Consider the following 25372-nt stretch of genomic DNA (forward strand, 5'->3'; position numbering starts at 1 on the left):
AAAACAATTAAGCCTGCGGATATCCGCAGGCTTAATTGTTTTTTATGATGTCACCAATTCAAATATGGTAATCTCTGGTAATATCCCAACTCTTCCGGGATAACCTAGAAAACCATAACCGGTATTAACATAAAGTTGTTTTTGTCCTTCTGTATACAATCCAGCCCATTCCTTATAAATATACTTTGCCGGACTCCATTGAAAATGTTCGCCACGGACACCAAATTGCATACCGTGGGTATGCCCAGCGAACATGACATCAACATCCGTATCCAATACCTGGGCACGCCAATGCGATGGATCGTGGGACAACAATAATTTTACCGCTTTGTCTTCCGTACCTAGGAGCGCCTTGCTCAAGTCTCCCTTTTTCGGAAAGCGTCCTGTGCCCCAATTCTGCACACCTATTATGGACAACTCTTCATTATCTACTTTTATTACTCTATTCTCATCCATCAATAGATCCCATCCCATCACTTTATGTACATCTATCAGATCTTTCAAGTTTTTACGCTTGGCCATACTGTCTTCCTTTCCATAGTAATAATCTCCATAATCGTGATTACCCAGTGTTGAGAAAACGCCAAAATCAGCGTGTAATTTGGAAAATATATCTTGGTAATCACGCATTTCGGACGCCACATTGTTCACAAGATCGCCTGTGAAAAATATAGCATCTGGCTTTTCTCCCAACAACATTTCTACTCCTCCCAAGACGGCTTTATGATTATAGAACGAGCCTGAGTGTACGTCTGAAATCTGTGCTATCTTAAATCCATGAAAAGCTTTTGGAAGATTGGGCAGCACCAATTGCTGCCTTCTAATGCGATAATCGTAGGCGCTAGATATGACACCCCATGCCAATGGAAATATCGGCAAAGAGGCCACCACCACACCCGATTTCAAAAGAAAATCAGATCGGGTAATCCCGTTTTTAGTTTTCTCCGGAAGAGGCCTATCCAGCTCCTCCACACGCTGCTCGATAGACTGTCCTTTTCTAGACGTAAATACCCGTGATAACCAGACCCCTCCACGTCTTATATCATCAATCATGACAACCACTACATAGATAAACTTGCTGACGGCAGTCATAAAAAAAAGAACCAGAATGATGGAGCGATACATAAGAGGTATATTAAACTTGAACGCCACCAATACACCAACCAACAGGCTAATGGAATAGAACCACCAGGCGATGGTAAACCATTTCTTTCGCACGAAAGAGATTTTAGTCCCACGTAGTGCAAAGAATATATAAAAATCTAATATGAATAAGAAAATTGCGTTGAAAATCAACATAGTTTATATCAATTTGAGAGTACGAGTCTTTTGAGGGTGTTGATCCATTTGGGATTACCATTTAAGCTTTCCACCATGACCACCTCTTCTCCTCCGAGTGCCTTAAACTCATCGGCATACTCCACTTGTATCTCATCTAATGTCTCTATACAATCAGCTACAAATGCAGGGCTGAATACCAATAGTTTTTTAACACCTTTCTGGGCTAAATCATGCAACACATCCGACGTATAGGGCTGTATCCAAGGCGTCTTCCCTAATCTAGATTGAAAACACACGGTAAATCGATCTGTAGCCAGACCTAATTTTGAGGTAATCGCTCTAGTCGTTGCATAACATTGCGAAAGGTAGCAGAATGAATTCAACTCTATTTTACAGGTTTCACATCCGCTGTCGGGACACTGTAACTGCCCCGTAGGATCTACCTTACCCAATTGACGGACCGGAAGTCCATGATAACTAAACAAAATATGGTCAAACTCGTCTATATTGTGTTTTTTTCCATTTTCTGCAAACACAGTCACCATATCCTCATCTTGGCAATAGCTATTAACAAACGAAACATTGGGGAAATACTGCCACTTGCGCATAATCTCCATTACCTTTTCGATCACTGAGCCCGTAGTTGCAGAGGCGTATTGCGGAAACAAAGGCACTACTTTTATAGATTCAAGAAACATACCCTCCATTTTACGGAGTGCAGACTCTATCGATGGGTTCTGATAGCGCATAGCTAGCTCGACATGATAGTCTTCGCCCAATTGCTCTTGAAGCATATCCCGTTGTAATAGACTATAGTACATCAAAGGCGATCCGGTATTTTCATCCCATATCGTTTTATAGGTTGTTGCCGAATTTTGTGCCCTTCTAGGCACTATAACACCTTTTACTAATAATGTACGTCCCATATACGGAATATCCATCACACGTCCATCCATCAGAAATTCTGTAAGGTATCTTCTCACGTCAGAGGTAGCAGGTGCGTCGGGTGTACCTAATTGTACCAACAAAACACCTTTTTTAGCCTTTTTGTTCATTAAGACAAAATTATACAAAAAAATAGACTCTCCCGCGAAGGCGGGCTTAATATGAAAGTAACATGACCTACTATAGACTTTCGAGCGCGGCCTTTATCTCTTTCATTAACCACATAGGGGTAGAAGTCGCACCACAGATACCTATAGCTTCTCCATCTCTAAACAAAGCAAGGTCGAGCTCTTCTACTTCTGAAATAAAATAAGAATTTGGATTGGCTGCCTTACAGACATCATATAGGACTTTCCCATTCGAGGATTTCTTTCCAGACACAAACACGACACGATCATACTGTTTGGCAAAATCGCCCAGATCTTCATAGCGATTAGACACCTGTCTACATATCGTATCATTGGCTTTGACTTCATAACCTCTATCGATAAGCTCCTTCTTGATTTCATAGAATTTATCGACGCTCTTGGTCGTCTGGCTATAAAGCGTAAAGGATGATGGCAGCTCGATATTATCAAGCTCATCGATGTCTTGAAAAACAAGTGCCTCGTTGTTAGTCTGCCCTTGAAGTCCAATCACTTCCGCATGGCCATGTTTACCAAAAATCAGAATTTTCTCCGAGTCATCATAAGAGGTTTTGATCCTATTTTGTAACTTGAGTACTACCGGACAAGAAGCATCAATCAGCGTAATGTTATTTTCTAAGGCAATACGATACGTTTCGGGGGCTTCACCATGTGCCCGGATTAATACTTTTTCGTTCTGCAAATCAGGAAGCGCTTCGTGATTGATAATACGGAGTCCCTTTGCTTTCAGACGTGCTACCTCTTCGTCATTGTGAACAATGTCGCCAAGACAGTAAAGGTATCCTTCTTCTTCCAGAATCTCTTCGGCCATATCAATGGCATAAACGACTCCGAAGCAAAAGCCGGAATCTTTATCGATGGTCACCTGCAGATTTTTTGACATAGTACAAAGTTAAGTATTAGAATTGAGATATAAGTATTGAGCAGAGCGTTGTGAGAAAAACAAATTACTGACTACTGATCACTGACTGCTGATCACTGACTACTGATTACTAACATCAAATATTGCGTATAATGGTGAATTTATGTAGGTTTGCAAAAAATTTATAATTACAATGGCAACAAACAGAACATTCACGATGATTAAGCCAGATGCAGTAGCAAATGGACATATCGGAGCTATTTTGAATGATATTATTGCAGGTGGCTTCAAAATCATTGCAATGAAGTACATTCAACTTTCAAAAGAGACTGCTGGCGCATTCTATGCTGTTCACAAAGAAAGACCTTTTTACGGAGAGTTGGTTGACTTTATGACTTCTGGTCCTATCGTAGCGGCAATTTTAGAGAAAGATAACGCTGTAGAAGATTTCCGTACATTGATCGGAGCTACTGACCCTTCTAAAGCTGAAGCAGGTACTATCAGAAATAAATACGCGAAATCTATCGATGCGAATGCTATCCATGGTTCGGATTCTGACGAAAATGCAGCTATCGAAGGAAGTTTCTTCTTTTCTCATTTCGAAAGATACTAATCGAATCAGCAAAAATTAAAACAGCCCGAAGATATGCATCTTCGGGCTGTTTCTTTTTCAACGATCAACAGAAGTCTTTATTCCTTAAAAGGCCCGTTTGAGCAGGTATTCGTTTTCCTTGGCCGTCATACCTTCCTTCTCTTCTTTCTTCTTATCCAGGTAACCACATAAATGCATTACGCCATGAATGATGACCCTATGCAGTTCATCCCGTTCAGAAACATCAAACTTTGCAGCATTCTCCCGAATCCGGTCTATCGATATGAAAATATCTCCTGCTATTACGTCCTCGTCTTCTGACGAATCGAAGGTTACGATATCCGTGTAGGTATCGTGATTCAGATATTCCTTATTAATATTCAGCAAGTATTCATCAGAACAAAAAATAAAATTGAGCTCACCCACTCTTTTGAATCCCTCACCCAGGACCGCTGCGTTAATCCATTCACGTACCTTCGCTTTTTCTTTTAATGTGTAATCTATATCTTCTGAGAAAAAAGAAATATCCTTTATTGCCATACTAGTATTTTTGAGTGTCCATATAAGTCTGTAGAATAAGCGTTGCAGATATTGTATCTATCAATCCTTTATCCCTTTTCTTGTGTTTTTTTATTCCGCTTTGCGCAATAGCTGCGGAAGCGATCTTTGACGTAAACCGTTCATCCACTTCGGCAACAGGTATCGTTGGGTACGTTCGTTTCAATCGTCTTATGAAACCCACGACATGTTGCGCGGACTCGGATGCCGTACCGTCTGTCTGTAAGGGCTGCCCCACTACAAAAGTTTCTATCTGTTCCGTCTCGAGGTAGCTTTTTAAAAAGTCCCATACCTTTTCGGGGTGTACAGTATCCAAGGCCGTTGCGATAATCTGCAACGGGTCTGAAACGGCAATTCCAATCCGCTTGGTTCCATAATCAAAAGCCATCAACCGCATTGTCTTTTTTTCGGTAAAGGTACAATTCCTTTTTGAGGTTACTGAAAATTTCCTATCATTAAAACTCCGCTGTGTTTGTTAAAAAACTTATTGATACCAATGACAGATTGTAGACTAACTCGTCTTTGCGGGCGAAGTGACGTTTACTGATCACTGTCAACTGACTACTGATCACTGACCGATTGTAAACTATCTCGTCCTCTACTTTCAGAAAAAAAGTGTAGATTTAGTCTCGTTTTATTTTTGAGATGACGGCAAAAACCATACATACAATACTCTGGTGCCTCGCACTGACAACGTCCGCAGCGCCTTCTTTTTCGCAAGAGCCTGCAGCATCTACAATGAAAAACAATCAAATGGGAAAATCTAAAACAAGCGGGTTTAACAAACTCGAAAAAGACATTATCCTCGGTGGACAAAGTGACAGCGAACTACCTGTTTATCTAATCACAGACAAAAAAGAACTCAAGGTTTTAAAAAAATCCTCTATAGATATAGACTATGCAGTTCCACTGCTCCCTGTTCTTGAAGAACGTATGCTAAAGACCGTGCAAAACCCCAGCCACCCTGGGGTAGGCATTGCAGCCCCTCAAGTAGGAATCAACAGAAATCTGATATGGGTACAGCGCTTTGACAAAGAAGGAGAACCTTTCGAGTTCTATATCAATCCCAAAATCATATGGAAATCAAAACTCACGCGCCAGGGCATAGAAGGCTGTCTTTCTATTCCTGACCGCAAAGAAGATGTATTGCGGAGCTACGCTATCCGCATTACGTATCAAGATAAAAAAGGGCAAATCGTAGAAGAGAACATTGAAGGATTCACTGCGGTGATATTCCAACATGAGGTGGATCATCTTTACGGAATTCTCTACCCAGATCGCTTAGTAGAACAGGAGGATTCCGAACAGGTGGAACTGAATGAAAAAATTCCTTTTTCTATACCCAAAAACACACTAATCCCTTAAACGAAAAAAGGTCGGGCTAACGCTCGACCAATTTAATTTCAAATAGACTGCTCCACAGCTTTCCGGTTACAAATAACCGTTTGGCTTTATGGTCGTAGGCAATGCCATTCAATTCGTTGTCAACAGGCTTTCTATTCTCGTTGTACATACCCACCAGATTGATACGGCCCTCAACCGCTCCACTCACTGGATTTATGATCACAATAACTTCTTGCTGATATACATTGGCATACACTTTACCATCGATATACTCCAGTTCATTCAGGTTGTCAACAGCGCCATTCTCATCGTATACTGCAATAGATGACTCTTCCGCTCCGGTCTTTGCATTCAGGAAGTAAAGACGGTTGGTTCCATCAGACTTAATCATTTTTTCACCATCGTAAGTCAATCCCCATCCTTCTTTACTGCTTCCGTAATTGAAAGCCCCCGTCTGCTTCAGGTTGTGTTTATCATATATTAGAGCCACATGTTCTAACCAGGTCAACAGCACAATCTTATCATCGACAATTGTCATCCCTTCAGCAAAATATTTATCCTCCAACGCTATAGATTGCAACACCTTACCTGTCTTCAGATCCACTTTCCGCAATTGTGACTTCTCATACCTACCCGATGATTCATACATGACACCGTCCTGATATTGAAGCCCTTGGGTAAATGATTGATCGTCGTGAGGAAAAGTATTCACCACCTCAAACCCGTAGTTCTTTGCATTCGGAGGCAACACCATGACATTGCTATAAGCGATATCTTCTTTTCCTTCGGCATACACTTTCGCCGACAATGATCGATCTCCTAATCCGTATTTTTTGGTATCAAATACCACCGAACCCGTATCACGCTTTGTCTCTAAAATATTCCCGTCAATAGAATACACAACCGAATCAACCACAGCACTCGGAAAGTTGAGCGTCAACTTGACTTCCTCCCCATAGGCAATTCTTTTCCCTGAATCGGGATGGACGAATTCTAATTTTCCCTTTTGCGTTTTACAGCCCATTGCCATAAGTGCCGCCGTGACCACTAATCCTAGTATTGATTTATTTTTCATATGTGTATTATCCTTTAATGGTCATTAACTTGCCCCGACCAGTCGGGATGGAATAACCTATTTTTATCTGCTTTTAACCTATATCAACTGCTCCAAAAGGCATCTTTAATCAACTCTACCTGCTGTGTCTCTAGATAGACTGCTGCAATATCAAAGCGTATTTCTCCCTCAAAGTTCATTATCTTTAAGTAGGCCTCGGCGATTTTAACCAAATTTCGCTTTTTTTTCCAGTCGACAAATTCAGCCGGTTCGCCAAAAGAAGTATTTGTCCGGCTCTTCACTTCGATAAACACCAATGTCTCGGCATCCATTGCTACAATGTCTACCTCCCAGTACTTATATCGCCAATTTCGGTGCAATACGCTATACCCCTGCTTGCAGATATAACTGACCGCTAGTCCCTCGCCATGTTGTCCGGATACAAGATGCTGTGCCATTTTCGAGATTTACATAGTATAAACTTAGAAAAAAAGCTTTGTTTTGAAGAATGATTTTAGGAAAAGATTTTATTTGACAATGGTGTTTCCCAAGAGGTTTCCCAACATTTGCTCCCCCTCTTTTAATTTCTGGTATTTATGCAGTGCTATTTCCATGTCTTCAGGCCCTAGAGGTTGTTTCAATTCTTCCCTGATCTTGTGCATCTCGGAGGCAAATTTCCGCTTTTTGATCCGGTATATCGCTTGTATGACAAGCTCTTTCAGATGCTCTATCTCCCTGGTCACATAGATCTTTCGCTTATCATCATTCCAATTGGGACTGATCTCATAGCGCGAAGCAATACAGTCCACAGCAAGTTTGGCCACGTCACTATCCTCATGCCCAATAAAAAGCTTCGCTTCCGGAACCTCAAACTTCTCCGCCTGCTTCTTAAATATTTCGACAATCTTGGCACTTGCCTTATCGTCAAATGTCAGATCTTCTATACTTCCGAGCAGATAAGGCGCTACCGGAATATCTCCATTACCTTCCCAACTCACCAGCTCTCTTCCATAGTTCAACAAAATCCGAACAATTTCTCTTTCCTGTAATATCTCTGCCGTAATCGCCGCCTCGACGACGGCATCAGACAGCCCTGCATCAGAGCGCTCCTGCTCAGTCAAGAAAAAATCTGCCGGAGGCATATCGCCCTCGGGGCCAAATGATCCTTGCGAAGACGGTGCTCTAGCGGCTGCCGCCTTTTTATCTTGTGCTTTTGCTCTATTGATCCGGATTTTATTCAGCTCGGTCAACAGCACCCGTTCTTCTATATCCAGCAAAGAGCTACACTGTCGTATAAAGACAGATACTTTGATTTCGTCCGGTATCAAAGCGATACTCTCCACCACTTCTCGGATTACCTCTGCACGTTTGATCGGATCATCTTGCGCATCTTTGAGCAGAATATGAGTCTTATAGAAGATAAAATCCTCTTGATGAGCCGCTAGATATTCCATAAACGCGGTAGACCCCACCTGCTTGATATAGGAATCCGGGTCATTCCCATCTGGGAATAGGAGCACTTTTACATTGAGCCCTTCTTCAAGCAGCATATCCGTCCCCCTGAGAGAGGCTTTTATTCCCGCTGCATCCCCATCATAGAGGATTACGACATTCTTGGTAAAACGAGATATAAGTTTGATCTGCCCTGTCGTCAATGAGGTCCCCGAAGAAGACACGACATTTTCCACACCCGCCTGATGCATAGCGATAACATCAGCGTATCCTTCTACCAAGTAACATAAGTCGGCATCCATCACCGCCTTCTTAGCGTGATTCAACCCGTATAGAACGTCTGATTTGTGATAGATCTCACTTTCAGGCGAGTTGACATATTTAGGAACCGATTTTTCCGTTTTTAATGTCCGTCCTCCGAAGCCGATGATTCTTCCTGTCAGATTGTGGATCGGAAAAATGACACGCCCTCGAAACCGATCGTATAAACTTTTGTCATCGCGTTCTATAGCCAGCCCTATATCCGAGAGGTAGCCTTCCTGAAATCCATCTTTTTTTGCCGCATCGACCAAGGCTGTCCATTGGTCTGGGGAGTAGCCTAAGTCAAACTTCTTAATGATGTCTTCGCGATACCCTCTTTCCTTAAAATAAGACAAACCTATCGACTTGCCCAGGTCGGTCTCCCAAAGGTGCTGTTTGAAAAACTTGCCAGCCCACTGACTCAACACATAGAGACTTTCACGTTTGTCTTGCGCAGCCATCTGTGCAGGAGTTCTTTCGACTTCCTCGATCTCTATACTGTACTTAGCAGCCAGATAGCGTATCGCCTCCGGATAGGAAAACTTTTCCAGCTCCATGACAAACTTGAGAGAATCTCCTCCTGCCCCACAACCAAAACATTTGTAAATACCCTTGGCGACCGATACGTGAAAAGATGGTGTTTTCTCGTTATGAAAGGGGCAATTACCAATAAGTGAAGTTCCTCGTTTTTTAAGATCGACAAATTCTCCCACCACCTCTTCAATCCGTGCAGAGTCTAAGACCTTATCTATGGTTTCTTTTGTAATCAACTATCCTCCCCCTTTTTAATGTTCCTTCTAGACTAATCCACTTTTACTTCATTCATAAATAGATATACCAATCCTCCGAATACCGGAATTATTATAATTCCTAACATCCAAAGCACTTTATTTCTATTCTTGATACTTACATTCACCATACATTTGTACAGTGCGAAGAGTGGCACAAGAACAACTATTATTCCAAACAAATAAGTAAAAATCTGTTGTACATCCATACTCAACGACTAAAGTGACTTCTCATCAAAATTAAAAATTAAAACTTAGAATCTCTCATATTTGAGGTAAAAGCATAAAGAGGTAAGGTTATAAAGAAGCGAATTAACGGTTTTACTTCTTTACGATTTCAGGACGTTACTATTTCGCAATAAATTAGCTATTTTTGTCCTTCTAAAACTTGGTGAGAGATGGCTTTTACAATAAAAAAAATATGCTGTATTGGTGCTGGTTATGTAGGTGGTCCTACGATGTCGGTCATCGCACAACAATGTCCCGATATACAGATTACCCTAGTAGACATGAATGCGGAACGTATTGCAGCCTGGAATGATCCTGATCTGGACAGGCTTCCTATCTATGAGCCCGGTCTCTCTGCCATTGTCGAAGAAGCACGCGGCCGGAACCTCTTTTTTTCGACAGATGTAGAGGCCGCTATTGAAGAAGCTGACATGATATTTATTTCTGTCAACACACCTACCAAGAACTATGGTAAAGGTAAAGGAATGGCAGCAGATCTAAAATATATTGAACTCTGTGCACGGCAGATTGCAGCTGTTGCCACATCGGACAAGATCGTCGTAGAGAAATCTACACTTCCGGTCCGTACTGCTGCTGCATTAAAAAGCATTCTACATAACACGGGATCAGCAGTAAACTTCCATATCCTTTCCAATCCTGAGTTTTTGGCCGAAGGGACGGCCGTGCAAGACCTGCTCAATCCAGACCGCGTATTGATCGGGGGAGAAAATAAAGATGCTATCCAAGCACTCGTGGATATCTATTCGAGATGGGTAGAGACAGACCGTATTTTGACGACCAATCTGTGGTCGTCCGAACTTTCAAAACTGACCGCCAACGCTTTCCTTGCACAACGGGTCTCTTCCATAAACTCTATTTCTGAGCTCTGTGAGAAAACAGGTGCTGATGTGCAAGAGGTAGCTCGCGCTATAGGGATGGACTCGAGGATAGGATCTAAATTTTTAAAAGCTTCTGTAGGCTTTGGTGGTTCCTGTTTTCAAAAAGATATATTGAACCTCGTTTATATTGCACGGACTTACAACCTTCAGGAAGTAGCGGATTATTGGGAGCAGGTGATCGTCATGAACAATCATCAGAAGCAACGTTTTGCGGACAATATCATCCAGACCTTGTTCAACACCGTCAACGGAAAGAAAATAGCAATCTTGGGTTGGGCATTTAAGAAAGACACAAATGACACCCGCGAGTCTGCCGCAATCTATGTATCAGACTATCTGCTCAATGAACAAGCTGATATTCATGTCTATGACCCAAAGGTACCTGCAGAAAAAGTATTTGTTGACTTGGAGCACCTGAATAGCCGTCCTCTTGATGAAACGCGGCGCCTTGTATCGGTGAGCGAAGACCCGTATGAAGCCTGTAAAGATGCTCATGCTGTAGCTATCCTTACGGAATGGGACGAGTTCAAAGAATACGACTGGTCTAAAATAAAGCGTCATATGAAAAGTCCTGCTTTTGTATTTGACGGCCGGAAACTGCTTGATCGAAAACAACTGGAAGATCTAGGCTTTATATATTATGCTATAGGCGAGTAGATCTAAAGTACGCTGCATAGATATTCTATCATAATACCATTGTATATCACAATGATATTATGTATATTTATGACTTACGAACCAATAAATAGTGCTTATGAAGCATATTATTTTTGTTGACTCCTCTCATATAGGAATTTTCCTTTTCCGATGTTTTATTTTCGAGAACGACAAGCAAGAAGTCTGCTTCGGTATTTTTCTTGATAATCACAGTAGCCCTCTGATCTGGTTCGAGCGTGAGGGTACTGATACCGCCTCACTTCACACAAACGAAGAACTCGCACAGCTTATAGGAGAGGAGACACAATCCGATAAAGAACAACGAAAAAAGAATTTCAAAACCTTTCTCCAATTTGTCAAAGATAGTGAACGTATAGCTTCAAAAATGGTATTTAAAGGAAGGAAAGTCGAATATCTCAGTAAAAGCCAAGACCTTATCAAAATCAAGAACAATTACATCAACAAAACCAAGACTTCCGTATAGCCCTAAATATTTCGTATTTAGATATTTTGGACTAAATTTGTTATATTTCCTCTATAAAATCTATACGGAACAGCGCTACGGATTCTTTTCCTAGGCTTATGTAGGTTTAATGCAAAAGAGTGAACACAATATTTAAAATCTAGTTATCATGGACAGCAATAAAAAAAGATATACCTATGACACATTGAGTCAAGCAGTCAACGATCTGCAAAGAAGAGGTTATACGCACGATTTTCTGATTCCAGACGAAAAAGAATGCATTTATTGTATAGCAAACTCCCTTGAGCTTTCTCCGGAAGAGTTTCAAATTGACGAAATATATCGCTTCGAAGGAATGACCGATCCCGGAGATGAGAGCATTGTTTTTGCCATAGCCTCAAAAGAGCACCCTATCAAAGGGCTTGTCATCAACAGTTTTGGAGCGGATTTCGGTTATCGTTCGTCAAAATTGGTAGAAGATCTTTATAAGAAATCAAGAGAATAATCACGTTTTTCCTTTGCTCTTACTACAACAAAGAAAAAACGTAATATAATTCAGTTAGCTGATTTCTACTATTTAACATTTCTAAGCACACGGTCCAAAGTAGCCACTACGCGCTCTGCATCTTCCTTTTGATTAATGTCTAAACCACAAAAAAGGCTACCATTAATAGTGGCGTGCATGGAGAGATAGTAAATACCACTAACCAAAAGAGCTATTAGGGGCTGTACATCTTCTTTAAAACTTTCCTGTTGTACGATTTTAGTTAGCAATCCATTACCGACTTCATCCCGTTCATCTGCCAATTTGGACAGAATTTTATTTTTTTCACTCAATTCCCAGATGAGTAACTGTGTCAACAGTTTATTACTTTTCATCTCTGAAAACTGCCTTTTCAACACTTCGATAACGGCTTCCCAATTTAACTCTTCAGGTATATCATCAAACGCGTCCGAGAGCCAAAAGTCCTTACTTCTCAAAAAAGCATTGTAAAGGCCCTGCAGATCGCCAAAATGGAAATAAATCAATTTTTTATCTACTCCAGATACCTTGCTGATATTTTCGACTTTCAAAGCGACGAAGCCTTCATTAGCCAATATATCTTCCACAGCCTGAAGCAGTTTGCGCTTCGTTGATTCTGATTGCAGCGTCTTTTTATTTACTTTCATAACATAAATATACTACTAAATATCTTTTTACCAACACCTTTCAGATTTCGTCAAAAATGTATACAATTGCCCTTAAACCAAGATTTATTCGTTAATTTTCATAAGAGGTCAATTCCCTTATTTGCACTAATTATTTATTATATTTAGGATAATAAAATTCAATTATAGGGTAATTGTTTGACAGATGCTTGGCCCATTCGATCAGAAAAAAATGACTTTTGTAAAAAAGATAGTCCTGAAACTAGCGTTTCAAGACTATACAAACCAATTATTAACCTAAATTATGAAATTTCTGACTTATCATTATGATAACGTTACTTATACCATATTTATTATATTTTTCATCAAAAAAATATTTCCCGTTTAAAAGTCTTATTTTTATTATATTGAAAAATAGAACTATGATTAAAATAGTAGAAGCAAATCCCAACCATATCCCAATTATACAAGCTCTTGCTACAGAAATATGGCCCATTACTTTCGATAAGATTCTATCTCAAGATCAAATCTCCTATATGATGGAGATGATGTATTCTGATAAAGCTCTCACAGATCAGATGACCTCTCACGGACATCGATTTCTATTAGCTCAAGAAGACGACTGCCCAGTAGGTTACCTTTCTTTTGAAATTAACTATAAATCAGATAGGAAAACAAAAATTCACAAAATATACCTATTACCCAAAACGCAGGGACGTGGTCTAGGAAAAAAACTATTCAACCAGGTAAAGCAGATAGCTCTACAGCATGATAACCATACGCTTTCCCTTAATGTTAATCGAGACAATACCGCCGTTCATTTCTATAAAAAGATCGGGTTCGAGATTGTAGGAGAACAAGATATTGCCATAGGAGACGGCTTCTTGATGGAAGATTTTATTATGGAACAACCAATTTAGATGGAAAGTAGAAGAGATTTTATAAGAAAAGCCGGCCTATTGGCAGGCTCATTTGGGCTCATTAACAGCCTCCCCCAGTCGATACAGGCTGCATTAAAAATAGATCCGACTTCCGGAAGCACCTATCTGGATGCAGAACACATTGTTATGGTCATGCAGGAAAATCGTTCTTTCGACCACAGCTACGGGAGTCTCCGAGGTGTCCGTGGATTTAATGACCCAAGAGCGTTAAGGTTGGCCAACGGAAATCCGGTATGGCTTCAGTCTTATAAAGATGGTCGTACTTATAGCCCTTCTCGGTTAGATATCAAGAATTCAAATGCCGCTTGGACCCAAGACCTACCTCATTCTTGGGAAAACCAAATTGGCGCATGGAACCACGGTAGATTCGATAATTGGTTGGAGTCAAAACGCTCTGGCAACAAAGCTTACCGAGACCTACCTTTAACATTAGGTTATTACACACGCGAAGATATTCCTTTCTATTATGCATTTGCAGATGCTTTTACTATCTGCGACCAACATTTTTGCTCATCCATAACCGGCACTACAACCAACAGACACTTCTTTTGGACAGGTAAATGTATTCCAGAGAAAGGAGCAAAACCTCTCGTCAGGAACTCTGAAGTGTACTTCAACAAAGAGGCCCAGTGGCGTACCTTTCCGGAGTTGCTTGAAAAACACAAAATAAGCTGGAAAGTATATCAAAATGAAGTCAGTATACAAACAGCGTTAAATGGTCCTGCTGAAAGCTGGCTTGGTAACTTTACAGACAATAACCTAGAGTGGTTCAGTCAATACAAAATACGTTTCAAAAAAAGCCATATAGATTTTTATAACCGCCGTATCCAAGAGTTACCAACTGAAATAGAAGAATTAAAAAAAGAACTGGGAAACCGGAATGAACAAAAGCTAAAACAAAAAATCCAACAGAAAGAACAACAGCTAGTAAGTTTCCAAAGAGAATATGCTAGTTATAATGCAGAAAAATTCGAAGCTCTTGATGACTTTACCAAATCAATACACCAACGTGCTTTCCAGACCAATGAGGGAGACCCTAATTATCACGAAATCCAAACTATAGATTTCGAAGGACAAGAGATTACTGTTCCGAAGGGGGATGTGTTACATCAGTTCAGATCCGATGTAAAAAAGGGCCAGTTGCCAACAGTATCCTGGCTAGTTGCTCCACAGTATTTTTCAGACCACCCTAGCGCCCCTATGTATGGAGCTTGGTATGTATCAGAAATTCTACAGATCCTCACTGAAAATCCTGAAATATGGAAAAAAACAATTTTCCTTCTTAACTATGATGAGAATGACGGTTACTTTGACCACGTGCCGCCTTTTGTCGCTCCGAAGCCTGGAGATACCACAACAGGTCTATGCAGCCCTGATCTCGATTATACAACTGAATACGTCACCAAAGAACAAGAGCTTAACTATGGTATTGATCCTAGTTATGCGACAGAAGGTCCTGTAGGTTTAGGATATCGCGTCCCTTTGGTCATAGCTTCCCCTTGGTCACGTGGCGGCTGGGTCAACTCTGAAGTTTGCGACATCACCTCAACCATTCAATTTATTGAACATTTTGTACAAAAAAAGTTCAACATTAACCTTATTGAAGATAATATCAGCTCTTGGCGCCGAGGTATTACAGGAGACCTGACTTCTGCATTTAGGACATTTTATGAGGATTCAAATACAATGCCTGACTTTCTAGACCGCAACCAACAAATTTTACAGATCAACAAGGCTCGGGAAAAACCTGCTCCCAATAATTTCAAAAAACTGACCGATAGCGAAATCAATAGCATTAAGCAAGGAACAGGAAAACACTTACTCCCCCAACAGGAAAAAGGAACTAAACCTTCTAATGCACTCCCCTATGAACTATATACGCAAGAAAAAACCAGTAAACACCTCTTTTGCTTAGATTTAGAAGCGAGCAACACATACTTTGGAAAAAAAGCTGCTGGCGCAGGTTTCAATATATATGCTTACGGTTATAAGGCCGCACGGGCTAACTGGTCTTTTGCTGTATCAGCTGGCACAAAGGTATCTTATGACTGGCATCTGCACAACTTTGAAAAAGACATCTATCATCTTGTCTTACATGGCCCTAATGGTTACTACAGAGAATACCGAGGCGATGAGATATCACGGACAATTGTGATAGAACAAAGCTATGCAATTGCCTCCTCCGAGCTTTTACTTACCATAAAAAACAAAAGCCGTCAAGACCTGACGCTGGAACTTGTCGACCATTATGAAAACGAAAAAAATAAGTTCATAAAGATTGCACCTTCTAACCAACACACCGTCAAGATCAGTACAAAGAAAGCACAGCGCTGGTATGATGTAGAAATAAAATGCAGTTCTCCATTAACAACATATAACAGACGCTATGCAGGGAGAATAGAAAACGGAGAAGCTAGTACGACAGACCCATTAATGGGTTTATAAGCCAACAAAAAGAGCCTGTCCGTATTACGGTGCAGGCTCTTACACAATTTGAACAAAAATTACCCAGTTCCTATGGGTAGGTCGTTACTACTTTACTCACCTTCCAGCTGTCCACCTCCTGACTTAGGGTGACATAGTCGACACGAGTAAAGGTTTTGAATTTCATAGTTACTTTAGCTACACAAGCTTTACCACACTCATCCAATATTTCATAGCTTGTTTCGCAATCGTATTTTAGTCCTTTATTAGCTTTTAGAAATGTCGTATACTCTCTTTTCCCATAGCTTTTACGATCCACTGCATTCATGTACTGAAAGTCATCTGCAAATAGATACTTGTTCAAGTCTGCACTTCCCGAAGTTGCAGCTTCTAGATATGTCACTATAATTTTAGCGGTATTCATATCCTTAAGAGGATTTGCAATTGCAAATGAGTTGAAAGATAGCATCATCATAAATGCCATAGCGATTGTTGCGATTGTCTTTTTCATTGTTTTATTTTTTGATATTTTTTTACTTCTGTGATTTATCCGTTCTGCATCCACTATAGGTATCTAAGTCCTTATATTTCCTAGATGTTTTGTTACACCAAAGGTAGATCCATATCGTCAGCACCCAAACGGTGATTAGACCAGGACATCAATTTTCTCGGTGAAACTATTTCATCTATCGGTCAGTTTTCTTGTGTTGCATTTACCGATAATCGACATTATAACATCTCCCGATCCAGTCATGCCACTTTTACCAAATTTAACACCAACAACATAAACTACTGACTTACTGACAAATACAAAACAAGATAATACTATAACTGTACGATATTGAACACAGGACTGTTCAATATTGATCGGATGGTACCAACTCTATTCTTCAGATACATTATTCAAAGCGTTAATCGACACCTTCCATATCAATCTGATACGAAGTTTAATGCTTTCGTTTGGGAATATAGAAAGACTTTTCTATTTTAGACTTTCTGGAAGAGTGCCGCAAAGAGCTTTTTGGCGAGAGTCAGTGCTTATTTGATACCATGCACAACAATATCAAAATAGTGCGAAAGGCAGCGTAGCATAACTCTCCCCTACTTCGGGCAGAGTCCAAATCCTTTGACCGCACTTATTTTAAGACTGTGATGGCTATCCCTCGTGGCGAGATCGATGCCAACCCAAACATAAAACAGAATGATGATTATTCGACAAATCATCCAAGGGTATGTTCGTTCCACCTATAGCAGACATACCTTATGGATTACTTTTTTATTTAGCTTATTCAGTATCGGCAGCCTTACTGCCCAGCAAAACACGTTGTCCCAACATGATGGTCCTTATATTCTATACACGTCCGAGCAGCGTAATTTAATAAGCGTTACTGCCGGACAATTAGAAATGCAGCAAGAGAGTGCCCCGACGTTTGAGGTTGTCTCCGAGAAAGGCGATCACCGGTTTCATGTTACCTTACACCCTATAGAAACTCCTAAAGCGACCTACAAACACAACAGCGACATCCTTGTGCTTTCCGATCCACATGGGGACTTCGACTCCTTTCATTCGATACTGAAAGCTCACCGAGTCATAGGCGAACAGTATCAATGGACCTTTGGAAACAAGCACCTTGTTGTGATTGGTGATATCTTTGATCGGGGCGAAGACGTGCTTCCTCTATTTTGGTTACTTTATAAACTGGAGGCCGAAGCGGCTCAAGCAGGCGGAACGGTTCATTTTCTACTGGGCAATCACGAGGAAATGACTTTACGCGGCAATCTCAAATACGCTAAAGAAAAATATACAACCTTGGCCCAACAGCTGGGCATCAATTACCAAGAACTCTGGGGCATGGAATCCGAACTGGGGCGATGGCTACTGAGTCGAAATACGATAGAAAAAATTGGTGACCACCTATTTGTCCATGCAGGATTGAGTGCCGATATTATCGGTGATGTCTGGACCATAAATGCCATCAATGATTCGACACGAGCACATGTGCACCAGAGCAAGGAAGAACGGGAGCATTCTCCTGCGGCTCGATTTCTATTTGGCAGCAACGGTCCGCTGTGGTATCGTGGTATGGTACGGACAGATGAAAAGTACAATCCGCTAGCTTCCAGCGACCTGGAGAAGATCCTGAAACAGTATGATGTAAAACACATTTTTGTAGGCCATACCATTTTTCCGGAGGTCACCACTTTTTATAATGGAAAAGTTTATGGCGTCAACGTCGCCAACCGATCCAACCGAGAAAAAGGAACCAGTCGCGGACTCTTGATCAAAGGAAACAAACGCTACCTCATCTATGATAATCCGGAAAAAAAAGACCGGATCTAGCAAAAAGAGGAATGCCGTGCTCAATAGCATCATTCCTCTTTTTATTCCGTTCATTCAATTTACTTTCTCTTACAAACTCAATTCTACTTGCAAATGCTTATCACTACGTACATAAGTAGAAACAACCTCATATACTAATTTACCCTGTCCAGCATCAGCAATAAGGATCTGCGAAGACTTTGGATAAAGAATCATACTTTTTGTTGCCTTACCATTGACCAACTTCAATTCAAAATACAAATCCGAATTATTTTGCAGCTCGTAATATCTACTAGCAGCTTTTTTTGCATTTGTTTTTTCGTAAAAAACCGGGATCAACTTTACGCAGGCGTGGAATAGGTTTCGCACGTGTTCTTCCTTCCCAAAGAGATATTTACTTGACCAAGCTACTGTATTTCCATTTTCCAAAGCTGTACGTATAGCTTCTGCCGAACGATCTTTGGCCATCACAAGCGTCATTGTCCGATGAATACCATTTCGATCAATATCATACTCATGGGCAATAAGATTATGAATATCTGTATTACCTATAATAGTCAGGCCTCTATCCAACGCCCAGTCCAGTGCTTTTTTATGAAATCCAAATCCATTGACTACCTCTATACCATGAAGGTTTTTGTCCTTATACATCTTATCGACAAACGGTATCCATTCATATGAACCCTCGATCTGTGCCGCCTTCCATCCAGGGTGATTCCAGAATATAAACGCCTTCTGATCCACGACAGCTTGTATCGCTTGGTTGTCTAACTCCGAATCTCTAGATACCACAAGATTCTTGTCATCCTGAATAAACAAAGCATTAAAATGCCCCGGAGGTGTATTTCGCGTTACTTCCGTTCCTTTTATTAGAAGGATATTTTGTTCTGCTGCCTGATTTTTCGCTAATTCATGGGGCCGCAAATTCCCAGGTTTAACATCATCTTTGTGCGGTATATATTCCACATGCTCCGTAAATGCTATCGCATCCAAGCCCTCTTTCCAGGCTTCTTGTATCCGTACGTTAGGCCATACATGTCCATCCGTAAAGACGGTATGCATATGAAAATCACATTTTAACACCTGCAAGCCATTGACATTGGGTATATCAATTATTTTCCGCTGTTTTGGGTAGCGAAATTCATCGAGCTTCATAATCCCCATATCTTCCTGTGCAATACCCTGACCAGCAAGTGCACATATTGCGGCAATGAAAAATAACGTTTTGTTCATATTATAATATACTGCTTATTTAGATCGGCACGAAGATACACAGCGTAGATTAAGCCTGTGTTAAACCAAGAAAGTCTTTCAGTGAAATCCTCTTGGGCTAATAACAACAATTCCTGGATAAGACTAGGCTATATCCAGGAATGTCTAATGGTTAGGTTGATTATATTACTTAACAGTAAAGACAGTGGCTACACCACGCTCGCCTTCATGATCGAATTTTCCATTATCTGAGGGAAAGTTGACCACCCCTTCACCCTTCACCCAGGCTGTAGAAGATCCCCCTCCGTCGAGGTTAAGTGCTTGCGTACAGCCCAGTGCAGCCATCAGTTCAGAAAGTTGCGCAATCGTGAGTCCTTGGGATTGTGAGGATCGACCATCCACCACGACAACAATCATTTTATTGTCAGCCGTCACCCCAAACGCAGTCCGGGGGTGTCTCGCAGTATTAAAATCTACATTCAACTGAGACTGTTGTTTGCCGTCCAATAGCAGCAACGGTCCTCCAGCCAATACAACAGGCTCTGCTACTGCAGCCCAACCAGAACCAGGTTTAGCAATCACCTTAGCTCCGCCTTTGTTGTCCAATACCACAGCTCCATTCTCTCGGTACGCACTGAATCCCGACACGGTATTGTTCACTATATTTCCATCATACTTAAAAAAAGTTGTTGATCCCCCGGTAGAGGTATTGAAATAACTTCCATTGAAAGCTACCAGCGCATTATTTGTCTCTGCTGCCGAGCTAGTTTTCAAAAAACCGGTCTTTACGTAAGGGATTTCTATATGCAGTCCTTTCTTCAGATCCACCTCTAGGATGTTGATGTACTGTTTCGAATCAAAGATCTGTGAAAACTGGTAATATTTCCAAACCACGCCATTTGCCACGTCCTTCTTTTTCCAATCGGCCTTTTCCAGTAATTCTTTAAGGCCGGCCTTTTCAACGTTCGAGTAGTCGTAAGGCAACTGTGTGCCTTCCTCTTTCTTACTACATGAAAAAACGAGGAAAAGCAACATTAAACTATATAGAAAATTCTTGTTCATTCTTATTAAATTATAAAGTTATCACTTGGGATCTTCAATCCATTTTAACTTATTAGCAACGGGTGGGGCTATTACTTGCAAATTCTGATCTATAGCCATACGTTCCATGTTTCGATAGAGTATCAGATTACCCGTAGAAGGATCCCCCATAGCTGACGCGACATTACTTTTTCCCCAAGCGAAGGGCCAATTTCTGAAATATTCAGCTGCAGTTGTCTCTTTGACGAATACAAATCCCTTCTTTTCAAGCCTAGCCACCAGTATCTTTTCATTAGCAAACAGTAGCAGAGTATTGTTCCAAAGGACTCCTGTATTAAAGGCTCCCTTCTTCCAAGCCTCAGGCATCCCTGTAATCCAATTCGACCATACCAGTTTATCAGATACCTTTTTTGAGTCCTTTTCTACTTTCCATAGGCGGTCACCATGGCGCACCCACCAAAATTTACCCCCATCGATAAATGCTCTCGAATGCGAAGCGTCCAATAAATTCAAAAAAGGCAACACATCTTCCGCTCGTTTCGAAGAAAAAGACCTATTGTCTTTATCGGTACCATAGACCATATTGTTTTGAAGATAATACAGGCTATCACCGACAGACCAACAAGTCTCTGGAGTCAACCACGAGCCCCGCAGCACAAATTTATCATTGTCAGGCTGACCATTGAAAATGCCCACATAATCCAATTTATCCGTAGCTTTAGGTGTGATACTACCTTCGATATAAAAGCGTCCTACTACCCGATCATATTCTTGTAGACGGGCAGCAACAGCGATCGCATGCCAATGATTAGAAACAACAAAAACAGTATCCCCAGGCTGAATAATCTTTTGATCCGACTCATCCCTTAATACTCTACTGAAGACATAATTCTGTACCGTTGTTTTCGCATTCTCTTCCTTATATATCTTTTGGTCATTCACTCCTCCCCTGATCAATCCGTCTCGCATAGCCGTAGCCTCACAGATACCCGATCCATGTGCACCACAGCCACCACTTACGATTATTTTTTGAATCGGCTGTGTACGGTACAACCGTACCGCAATGGCTACCCGTTCTTCTAAAACGGCGGCATCAGCCGATCCCAAGACCAACATAATGGTCTTGGGATTTACAGAAGCATTCCCCTTAAATACTAAGGCAAAATACAATACAATTACAACAAGCTTTCTCATAACCGCTATCTTATTTTCGCTCCCATCACTGTTCCGCCCCTGGATTCACCATTGATATCTTTCTCAATTCGCTTATCCAACTGCGGATTGTACCCCTGTCCGACAGCGCCAAGACTTGTCCCTGTGAGACCATAGGTCAATGCCGGATTATTGGTACCTATGGGTAGAAATTCGGTATTCAACATCGAAGACGGGGCGAAAATAGCACCATTCATAATTGTACCGGCATCTCCGTAAGTAGACGTTCCGCCAATCGAATTCTTAAGACTCGGGATTATGCTTGCATTATCCGTATAGGCATCTATATCTCTTGATGTAGCAGCTTGCTTATTGCCGGATATAATCGAATTCACAACAGTCAGATTATTTACTTTATCTCTTCGATACACACCTCCACCAGGTCCAACGACTTCATTGGCTGTGATCGTTGAACTGATGATATCGACCTTGGTACCCCCGTACTGCATCACCCCGCCGCCGCCGTTGGCCGATGTACTTTTATTTCCAACCACCAAGCAGTTTACAAGGACTGCATTCGAGTTTTCCCGCATGTACACACCTGCGCCATACGATGTATTATTGTTATTCATTACTTCCGAATCATACAGGTAGATATTCGCATTTGGATATCCATGTACACCACCGGCAGTACCTTTTGCATAGTTATCGTTGAACTGACAGCTGTATGCTGTTAACGTGGCGTCGGCCACCCATAGTCCCCCCCCATTGTTATTATTATTTGCATTATTATTAACTTTCGAATCTTCCATGGTCACACGGGCTCCAGCAAATACATACATACCCGCGGCAAAGCCCGCAGTCCCCTTATCATTGGTTGCTTTATTTCCCACCACTTCGATCTGCTTGAGGTACACTATAGCATTAGCTATCAATAAGCCTCCACCATGTCCACGGCTATACTTTACACTACTGATCGTTGTATTCGTAGCCCTATCGGTTGCATTTCCACCTTGAATAGTCAACCCTTCCAAATGAACCTTAGATTCCGTATCCAATGCGGCCGTAATCGTCACCGTATGGAACACCTCCTTACCGGAGGCCAGTTTGCCATCCAACACGGTTTTATACAATGCGGCATTCGGTTTAGCTCCTGGTAATGCATCTTTGGCAAAGCCGCCGATCAGTGTGATATTCTTTGATATTTCAAAGGTCTTATCCGAATCTTCGTTAGCATCTCCGTTTCGGATTGTTTTGGACGGTCGATAAACACCTTCTGTCAAATAAATCGTACTATTCGTAGTTGCCTTTTCTACGGCTGTATTTATATCTGTAGGTGTACTCCAGGACTTGCCATCTCCCGTACCATCTACCGTCACGTAGAATACGGGCACCTTACCCGATTCCTGTATAACCAGTACCTGCTTAGACTCCTCATGATTGATACGGACAGAAATGATTCCAGATCGTTCATCATCGGCATTGGTTACCGTAGCAAATCCAATCCTTCGCTTTCCTTTTTCATAAGCATTGGTGTCCAAAACGATCCAATCTGCATCTGTTTCTACCTTTATCGTTGTATTGGATAATACCTCAAAATTATAGGTATTTGTCTTACTACTGACTTCCATATAGTCGATATCCATCAACAGTTTTTCTTCAAAGTCATCTTTTTCTTTTTTACAGCTGGCCAACACTAGGAGCACGCACAGCAGTATATAGTTTATATTATTCATTTAACATATCTTTTAATAATTTCTACGTATTGCTTGAGTTTATTCGTCCCATTTATCATTCTGTTCCAAACTTCGATTCAACAGTAGCTCCTCCGAAGGGATAGGTGCAAAATAATCTCTATCTTCTCTAAACCCACCTCTATTAGGGAAGGGATCAATGTTTCCTGCACTTGCACCTTGTTGTCCCGTGAGCGGGTCCCATAGTGTACGTTGTTTAATATTCACCATAGAAGTGACCGAAGAAGGTGCTCCTGCAGTACTACCTGTATGGACGAAAACATCCGCTTGTCCATCGCCTGTAAAATCATATGCTCCTACACCAGGAAAATACACTCCTACGATAGGTTGGTTTACTTTCAGTCCTTCTTTCCACCGCATCAGATCGTCCCAACGAAATCCCTCATTAAACAACTCGGCACGACGCTCCCGTCTGATCTCCAATATTACACCCTGCATCCCCTTTACATTGGGGTACATAGCTAATAAGTAAGGATCAGGATTTGCATTTGCCTGTGCCATATCCAGATTCGGCATTCCCGATCTGGTGCGCAGTTTGTTGATCGAGATATTCAAGTCTCCTTGGGTCAAGGTTCCAAGTTCAGCTTTTGCTTCCGCAAAGACTAACAACGCTTCTGCATAACGGAATAATATAATATCAAAATAGGCTCCTGATGTGGCCCATTGACTACGATCAGGCAATGCTTTAATCAATCGGTATCCAGTGGTAGTAATCGATAGATTAACCGGTTCATTTTTAGATTCTCCAATCACTCTAAAATCTGGACCTGCCGTCGTCTGTGTCAACCGGGGGTCCCGGTTCTGCATTTCCTCAAGAAAGCCCATTGTCCGGTAATTGGCTTTGTCGGTAAATCGAGATCCATCCCGCATCAGATAGCTGTTTACGAGGTCCTTCGGTATACCGTAGGATCCCTGTGTGGCCGATGTAAACGAAGATCCCAAAGAGTGCACTTTAAGCCCCAATTCAAAATTTATAGCCAGGATAGTTTCGATATTATCTTGGTTGTTTCGTGCAAAAAGGTTTCTATATGCATTCTCGACACCCCCCTCCGTGTATAAGGTATAGGCATTGGAGCTTATCAAATCCTGCGCTGCCGCTGCCGCCAGTGTCAAGTATTTATCTGCATCATCTAAGCCATGGTATTTCCGAAAGGTACCTTCAAATAAGGCTACGCGAGCTTTCAGCAACATAGCAGTATATCGTGTTATCAGATTGACCTGTTTCTCTGCCGGAATATTCGCTATGGCAAAGTCAAGGTCGGCCATCACCGAGTCCATGACCAGCGTACGCGAGTCCCTTCCCTTATATAATTCAGGATCCTTGGCATCCAATACCCCACTATACCAAGGTACATCACCAAAAGTCTTCACTTTGTCATAGTAGAAAAATGCTCTAAAGAAACGTGCGATGCCTCCATATTTTGCTTTGGCGGCCTCATCCTTCACTTTGTGATAATTTACTAAAAAATAATTAATCTTTCGTAAATCGTCCCAATTCCAGCCGCCGGATCCACGCGCTACCGGCACCACCCTTGATCCCCGGACCTTGGCTGATGGATTCAGCGGCATCAGGTTATCCGATCCTGCATCGTCCGTATAACTATCTGTCCATTCTTTCTCGTCAGAATTTCTAGAAAACGCGCGATAAAAATCATTGGTAGCAACCTCCAGATCTTTGGCTGTATTAAAAAAATAAGGGGCCTCGACCTGATCTTCCGATGGTCTATCCAAAAAGTCATCGTTACAGGACGCCATCATACCGCCCAATACGATTCCTAATCCAACTATTATTATTTTAAATTTCATGATA

The 25372-nt window shown here is 41.4% G+C and carries 24 protein-coding genes; 8 read left to right on the forward strand and 16 right to left on the reverse strand.

Annotated elements, in window-relative coordinates; translation table 11 throughout:
- Window positions 1-42: 42 nt before the first annotated feature.
- The 3 genes from JKG61_RS16145 to JKG61_RS16155 all read right to left on the reverse strand — a co-directional run bounded on the left by JKG61_RS16145 (window position 43) and on the right by JKG61_RS16155 (window position 3255).
- Window positions 43-1299, reverse strand: a complete 1257-nt coding sequence (locus JKG61_RS16145) for a metallophosphoesterase (protein ID WP_202103987.1) — start codon at window positions 1297-1299, stop codon at window positions 43-45.
- Window positions 1300-1307: 8 nt separating this feature from the next.
- Window positions 1308-2336: a ferrochelatase gene (gene hemH, locus JKG61_RS16150; RefSeq protein WP_202103988.1), complete on the reverse strand. Its 1029-nt coding sequence runs from the start codon at window positions 2334-2336 to the stop codon at window positions 1308-1310.
- 70 nt (window positions 2337-2406) lie between these two features.
- Window positions 2407-3255: a 4-hydroxy-3-methylbut-2-enyl diphosphate reductase gene (locus JKG61_RS16155; RefSeq protein WP_202103989.1), complete on the reverse strand. Its 849-nt coding sequence runs from the start codon at window positions 3253-3255 to the stop codon at window positions 2407-2409.
- Window positions 3256-3427: 172 nt separating this feature from the next.
- On the opposite strand from JKG61_RS16155, the gene JKG61_RS16160 reads away from it, so the two are divergent.
- The gene (locus JKG61_RS16160) at window positions 3428-3847 is read left to right on the forward strand and encodes a nucleoside-diphosphate kinase (RefSeq protein WP_202103990.1); all 420 of its coding nucleotides are present in this window, start codon (window positions 3428-3430) and stop codon (window positions 3845-3847) included.
- A gap of 84 nt (window positions 3848-3931) precedes the next feature.
- Here JKG61_RS16160 and ybeY read toward each other — a convergent pair whose 3' ends face one another.
- Entirely contained in the window at window positions 3932-4366 is a 435-nt protein-coding gene (gene ybeY / locus JKG61_RS16165) for an rRNA maturation RNase YbeY (protein ID WP_202103991.1), read from the reverse strand.
- A gap of 1 nt (window position 4367) precedes the next feature.
- Window positions 4368-4781 carry a Holliday junction resolvase RuvX gene (gene ruvX, locus JKG61_RS16170; protein WP_202103992.1) on the reverse strand — a complete coding sequence of 138 codons (414 nt, stop codon included), beginning with the start codon at window positions 4779-4781 and terminating at the stop codon, window positions 4368-4370.
- A 356-nt stretch (window positions 4782-5137) separates the two neighbouring features.
- On the opposite strand from ruvX, the gene def reads away from it, so the two are divergent.
- Window positions 5138-5749, forward strand: coding sequence for a peptide deformylase (def, locus tag JKG61_RS16175; protein ID WP_237249512.1), 612 nt, complete (start codon window positions 5138-5140; stop codon window positions 5747-5749).
- A gap of 16 nt (window positions 5750-5765) precedes the next feature.
- Here the strand turns inward: def and JKG61_RS16180 are convergent, their stop codons facing one another.
- From JKG61_RS16180 to JKG61_RS16195, 4 genes are all read right to left on the reverse strand, one after another.
- Window positions 5766-6803, reverse strand: a complete 1038-nt coding sequence (locus JKG61_RS16180) for a glutaminyl-peptide cyclotransferase (RefSeq protein ID WP_202103994.1) — start codon at window positions 6801-6803, stop codon at window positions 5766-5768.
- A gap of 83 nt (window positions 6804-6886) precedes the next feature.
- Window positions 6887-7240: a YraN family protein gene (locus tag JKG61_RS16185; protein WP_202103995.1), complete on the reverse strand. Its 354-nt coding sequence runs from the start codon at window positions 7238-7240 to the stop codon at window positions 6887-6889.
- A 69-nt stretch (window positions 7241-7309) separates the two neighbouring features.
- Window positions 7310-9304 (reverse strand): DNA primase, encoded by a 1995-nt coding sequence (dnaG, locus tag JKG61_RS16190; RefSeq protein WP_202103996.1) that lies wholly within the window; start codon window positions 9302-9304, stop codon window positions 7310-7312.
- 32 nt (window positions 9305-9336) lie between these two features.
- Window positions 9337-9531, reverse strand: coding sequence for a PLDc N-terminal domain-containing protein (locus JKG61_RS16195; RefSeq protein ID WP_202103997.1), 195 nt, complete (start codon window positions 9529-9531; stop codon window positions 9337-9339).
- Between the two features lie 189 nt (window positions 9532-9720).
- Here JKG61_RS16195 and JKG61_RS16200 point away from each other — a divergent pair, with 189 nt between their 5' ends.
- The 3 genes from JKG61_RS16200 to JKG61_RS16210 all read left to right on the forward strand — a co-directional run bounded on the left by JKG61_RS16200 (window position 9721) and on the right by JKG61_RS16210 (window position 12074).
- Window positions 9721-11106 carry a nucleotide sugar dehydrogenase gene (locus JKG61_RS16200; protein ID WP_202103998.1) on the forward strand — a complete coding sequence of 462 codons (1386 nt, stop codon included), beginning with the start codon at window positions 9721-9723 and terminating at the stop codon, window positions 11104-11106.
- Window positions 11107-11203: 97 nt separating this feature from the next.
- A complete protein-coding gene (locus JKG61_RS16205; protein WP_202103999.1) occupies window positions 11204-11590 on the forward strand; it encodes a hypothetical protein in 387 nt (128 codons plus the stop codon).
- Between the two features lie 148 nt (window positions 11591-11738).
- Complete coding sequence (locus tag JKG61_RS16210; RefSeq protein ID WP_202104000.1) at window positions 11739-12074, forward strand: phosphoribosylpyrophosphate synthetase; 336 nt, start codon at window positions 11739-11741, stop codon at window positions 12072-12074.
- Between the two features lie 68 nt (window positions 12075-12142).
- Here JKG61_RS16210 and JKG61_RS16215 read toward each other — a convergent pair whose 3' ends face one another.
- Entirely contained in the window at window positions 12143-12739 is a 597-nt protein-coding gene (locus JKG61_RS16215; RefSeq protein WP_202104001.1) for a TetR/AcrR family transcriptional regulator, read from the reverse strand.
- A 401-nt stretch (window positions 12740-13140) separates the two neighbouring features.
- On the opposite strand from JKG61_RS16215, the gene JKG61_RS16220 reads away from it, so the two are divergent.
- Entirely contained in the window at window positions 13141-13638 is a 498-nt protein-coding gene (locus JKG61_RS16220; protein ID WP_202104002.1) for a GNAT family N-acetyltransferase, read from the forward strand.
- Window positions 13639-16104 (forward strand): phosphocholine-specific phospholipase C, encoded by a 2466-nt coding sequence (locus JKG61_RS16225; protein WP_202104003.1) that lies wholly within the window; start codon window positions 13639-13641, stop codon window positions 16102-16104.
- Window positions 16105-16174: 70 nt separating this feature from the next.
- Here JKG61_RS16225 and JKG61_RS16230 read toward each other — a convergent pair whose 3' ends face one another.
- The gene (locus JKG61_RS16230; RefSeq protein WP_202104004.1) at window positions 16175-16594 is read right to left on the reverse strand and encodes a nuclear transport factor 2 family protein; all 420 of its coding nucleotides are present in this window, start codon (window positions 16592-16594) and stop codon (window positions 16175-16177) included.
- Between the two features lie 690 nt (window positions 16595-17284).
- Between JKG61_RS16230 and JKG61_RS16235 the strand changes: the two genes are divergently transcribed.
- Entirely contained in the window at window positions 17285-18424 is a 1140-nt protein-coding gene (locus JKG61_RS16235) for a metallophosphoesterase (protein ID WP_202104005.1), read from the forward strand.
- A gap of 69 nt (window positions 18425-18493) precedes the next feature.
- On the opposite strand, the gene JKG61_RS16240 is transcribed toward JKG61_RS16235, so the two are convergent.
- The 5 genes from JKG61_RS16240 to JKG61_RS16260 form a co-directional block, all read right to left on the reverse strand.
- Window positions 18494-19636, reverse strand: coding sequence for an Sb-PDE family phosphodiesterase (locus tag JKG61_RS16240; protein ID WP_202104006.1), 1143 nt, complete (start codon window positions 19634-19636; stop codon window positions 18494-18496).
- A gap of 165 nt (window positions 19637-19801) precedes the next feature.
- Window positions 19802-20677: a phosphodiester glycosidase family protein gene (locus tag JKG61_RS16245; protein ID WP_202104007.1), complete on the reverse strand. Its 876-nt coding sequence runs from the start codon at window positions 20675-20677 to the stop codon at window positions 19802-19804.
- 21 nt (window positions 20678-20698) lie between these two features.
- Window positions 20699-21850 carry a YdcF family protein gene (locus JKG61_RS16250; protein ID WP_202104008.1) on the reverse strand — a complete coding sequence of 384 codons (1152 nt, stop codon included), beginning with the start codon at window positions 21848-21850 and terminating at the stop codon, window positions 20699-20701.
- 5 nt (window positions 21851-21855) lie between these two features.
- Window positions 21856-23544 carry a BACON domain-containing protein gene (locus tag JKG61_RS16255; RefSeq protein ID WP_202104009.1) on the reverse strand — a complete coding sequence of 563 codons (1689 nt, stop codon included), beginning with the start codon at window positions 23542-23544 and terminating at the stop codon, window positions 21856-21858.
- A gap of 39 nt (window positions 23545-23583) precedes the next feature.
- Entirely contained in the window at window positions 23584-25368 is a 1785-nt protein-coding gene (locus JKG61_RS16260) for a RagB/SusD family nutrient uptake outer membrane protein (protein ID WP_202104010.1), read from the reverse strand.
- Window positions 25369-25372: the final 4 nt, after the last annotated feature.

Source organism: Sphingobacterium faecale, from assembly GCF_016746095.1.
Taxonomy (GTDB): Bacteria; Bacteroidota; Bacteroidia; order Sphingobacteriales; family Sphingobacteriaceae; genus Sphingobacterium; species Sphingobacterium faecale.

What these genes read in the sequence shown, in the direction of transcription:
- JKG61_RS16145 (WP_202103987.1), bottom strand. Translation starts at nt 1,299, where the DNA reads ATGTTGATTTTCAACGCAATTTTCTTATTCATATTAGATTTTTATATA.
- hemH (WP_202103988.1), bottom strand. Translation starts at nt 2,336, where the DNA reads ATGAACAAAAAGGCTAAAAAAGGTGTTTTGTTGGTACAATTAGGTACA.
- JKG61_RS16155 (WP_202103989.1), bottom strand. Translation starts at nt 3,255, where the DNA reads ATGTCAAAAAATCTGCAGGTGACCATCGATAAAGATTCCGGCTTTTGC.
- JKG61_RS16160 (WP_202103990.1), top strand. Translation starts at nt 3,428, where the DNA reads ATGGCAACAAACAGAACATTCACGATGATTAAGCCAGATGCAGTAGCA.
- ybeY (WP_202103991.1), bottom strand. Translation starts at nt 4,366, where the DNA reads ATGGCAATAAAGGATATTTCTTTTTTCTCAGAAGATATAGATTACACA.
- ruvX (WP_202103992.1), bottom strand. Translation starts at nt 4,781, where the DNA reads ATGCGGTTGATGGCTTTTGATTATGGAACCAAGCGGATTGGAATTGCC.
- def (WP_237249512.1), top strand. Translation starts at nt 5,138, where the DNA reads ATGGGAAAATCTAAAACAAGCGGGTTTAACAAACTCGAAAAAGACATT.
- JKG61_RS16180 (WP_202103994.1), bottom strand. Translation starts at nt 6,803, where the DNA reads ATGAAAAATAAATCAATACTAGGATTAGTGGTCACGGCGGCACTTATG.
- JKG61_RS16185 (WP_202103995.1), bottom strand. Translation starts at nt 7,240, where the DNA reads ATGGCACAGCATCTTGTATCCGGACAACATGGCGAGGGACTAGCGGTC.
- JKG61_RS16195 (WP_202103997.1), bottom strand. Translation starts at nt 9,531, where the DNA reads ATGGATGTACAACAGATTTTTACTTATTTGTTTGGAATAATAGTTGTT.
- JKG61_RS16200 (WP_202103998.1), top strand. Translation starts at nt 9,721, where the DNA reads ATGGCTTTTACAATAAAAAAAATATGCTGTATTGGTGCTGGTTATGTA.
- JKG61_RS16205 (WP_202103999.1), top strand. Translation starts at nt 11,204, where the DNA reads ATGAAGCATATTATTTTTGTTGACTCCTCTCATATAGGAATTTTCCTT.
- JKG61_RS16210 (WP_202104000.1), top strand. Translation starts at nt 11,739, where the DNA reads ATGGACAGCAATAAAAAAAGATATACCTATGACACATTGAGTCAAGCA.
- JKG61_RS16215 (WP_202104001.1), bottom strand. Translation starts at nt 12,739, where the DNA reads ATGAAAGTAAATAAAAAGACGCTGCAATCAGAATCAACGAAGCGCAAA.
- JKG61_RS16220 (WP_202104002.1), top strand. Translation starts at nt 13,141, where the DNA reads ATGATTAAAATAGTAGAAGCAAATCCCAACCATATCCCAATTATACAA.
- JKG61_RS16225 (WP_202104003.1), top strand. Translation starts at nt 13,639, where the DNA reads ATGGAAAGTAGAAGAGATTTTATAAGAAAAGCCGGCCTATTGGCAGGC.
- JKG61_RS16230 (WP_202104004.1), bottom strand. Translation starts at nt 16,594, where the DNA reads ATGAAAAAGACAATCGCAACAATCGCTATGGCATTTATGATGATGCTA.
- JKG61_RS16235 (WP_202104005.1), top strand. Translation starts at nt 17,285, where the DNA reads ATGATGATTATTCGACAAATCATCCAAGGGTATGTTCGTTCCACCTAT.
- JKG61_RS16240 (WP_202104006.1), bottom strand. Translation starts at nt 19,636, where the DNA reads ATGAACAAAACGTTATTTTTCATTGCCGCAATATGTGCACTTGCTGGT.
- JKG61_RS16245 (WP_202104007.1), bottom strand. Translation starts at nt 20,677, where the DNA reads ATGAACAAGAATTTTCTATATAGTTTAATGTTGCTTTTCCTCGTTTTT.
- JKG61_RS16250 (WP_202104008.1), bottom strand. Translation starts at nt 21,850, where the DNA reads ATGAGAAAGCTTGTTGTAATTGTATTGTATTTTGCCTTAGTATTTAAG.
- JKG61_RS16255 (WP_202104009.1), bottom strand. Translation starts at nt 23,544, where the DNA reads ATGAATAATATAAACTATATACTGCTGTGCGTGCTCCTAGTGTTGGCC.
- JKG61_RS16260 (WP_202104010.1), bottom strand. Translation starts at nt 25,368, where the DNA reads ATGAAATTTAAAATAATAATAGTTGGATTAGGAATCGTATTGGGCGGT.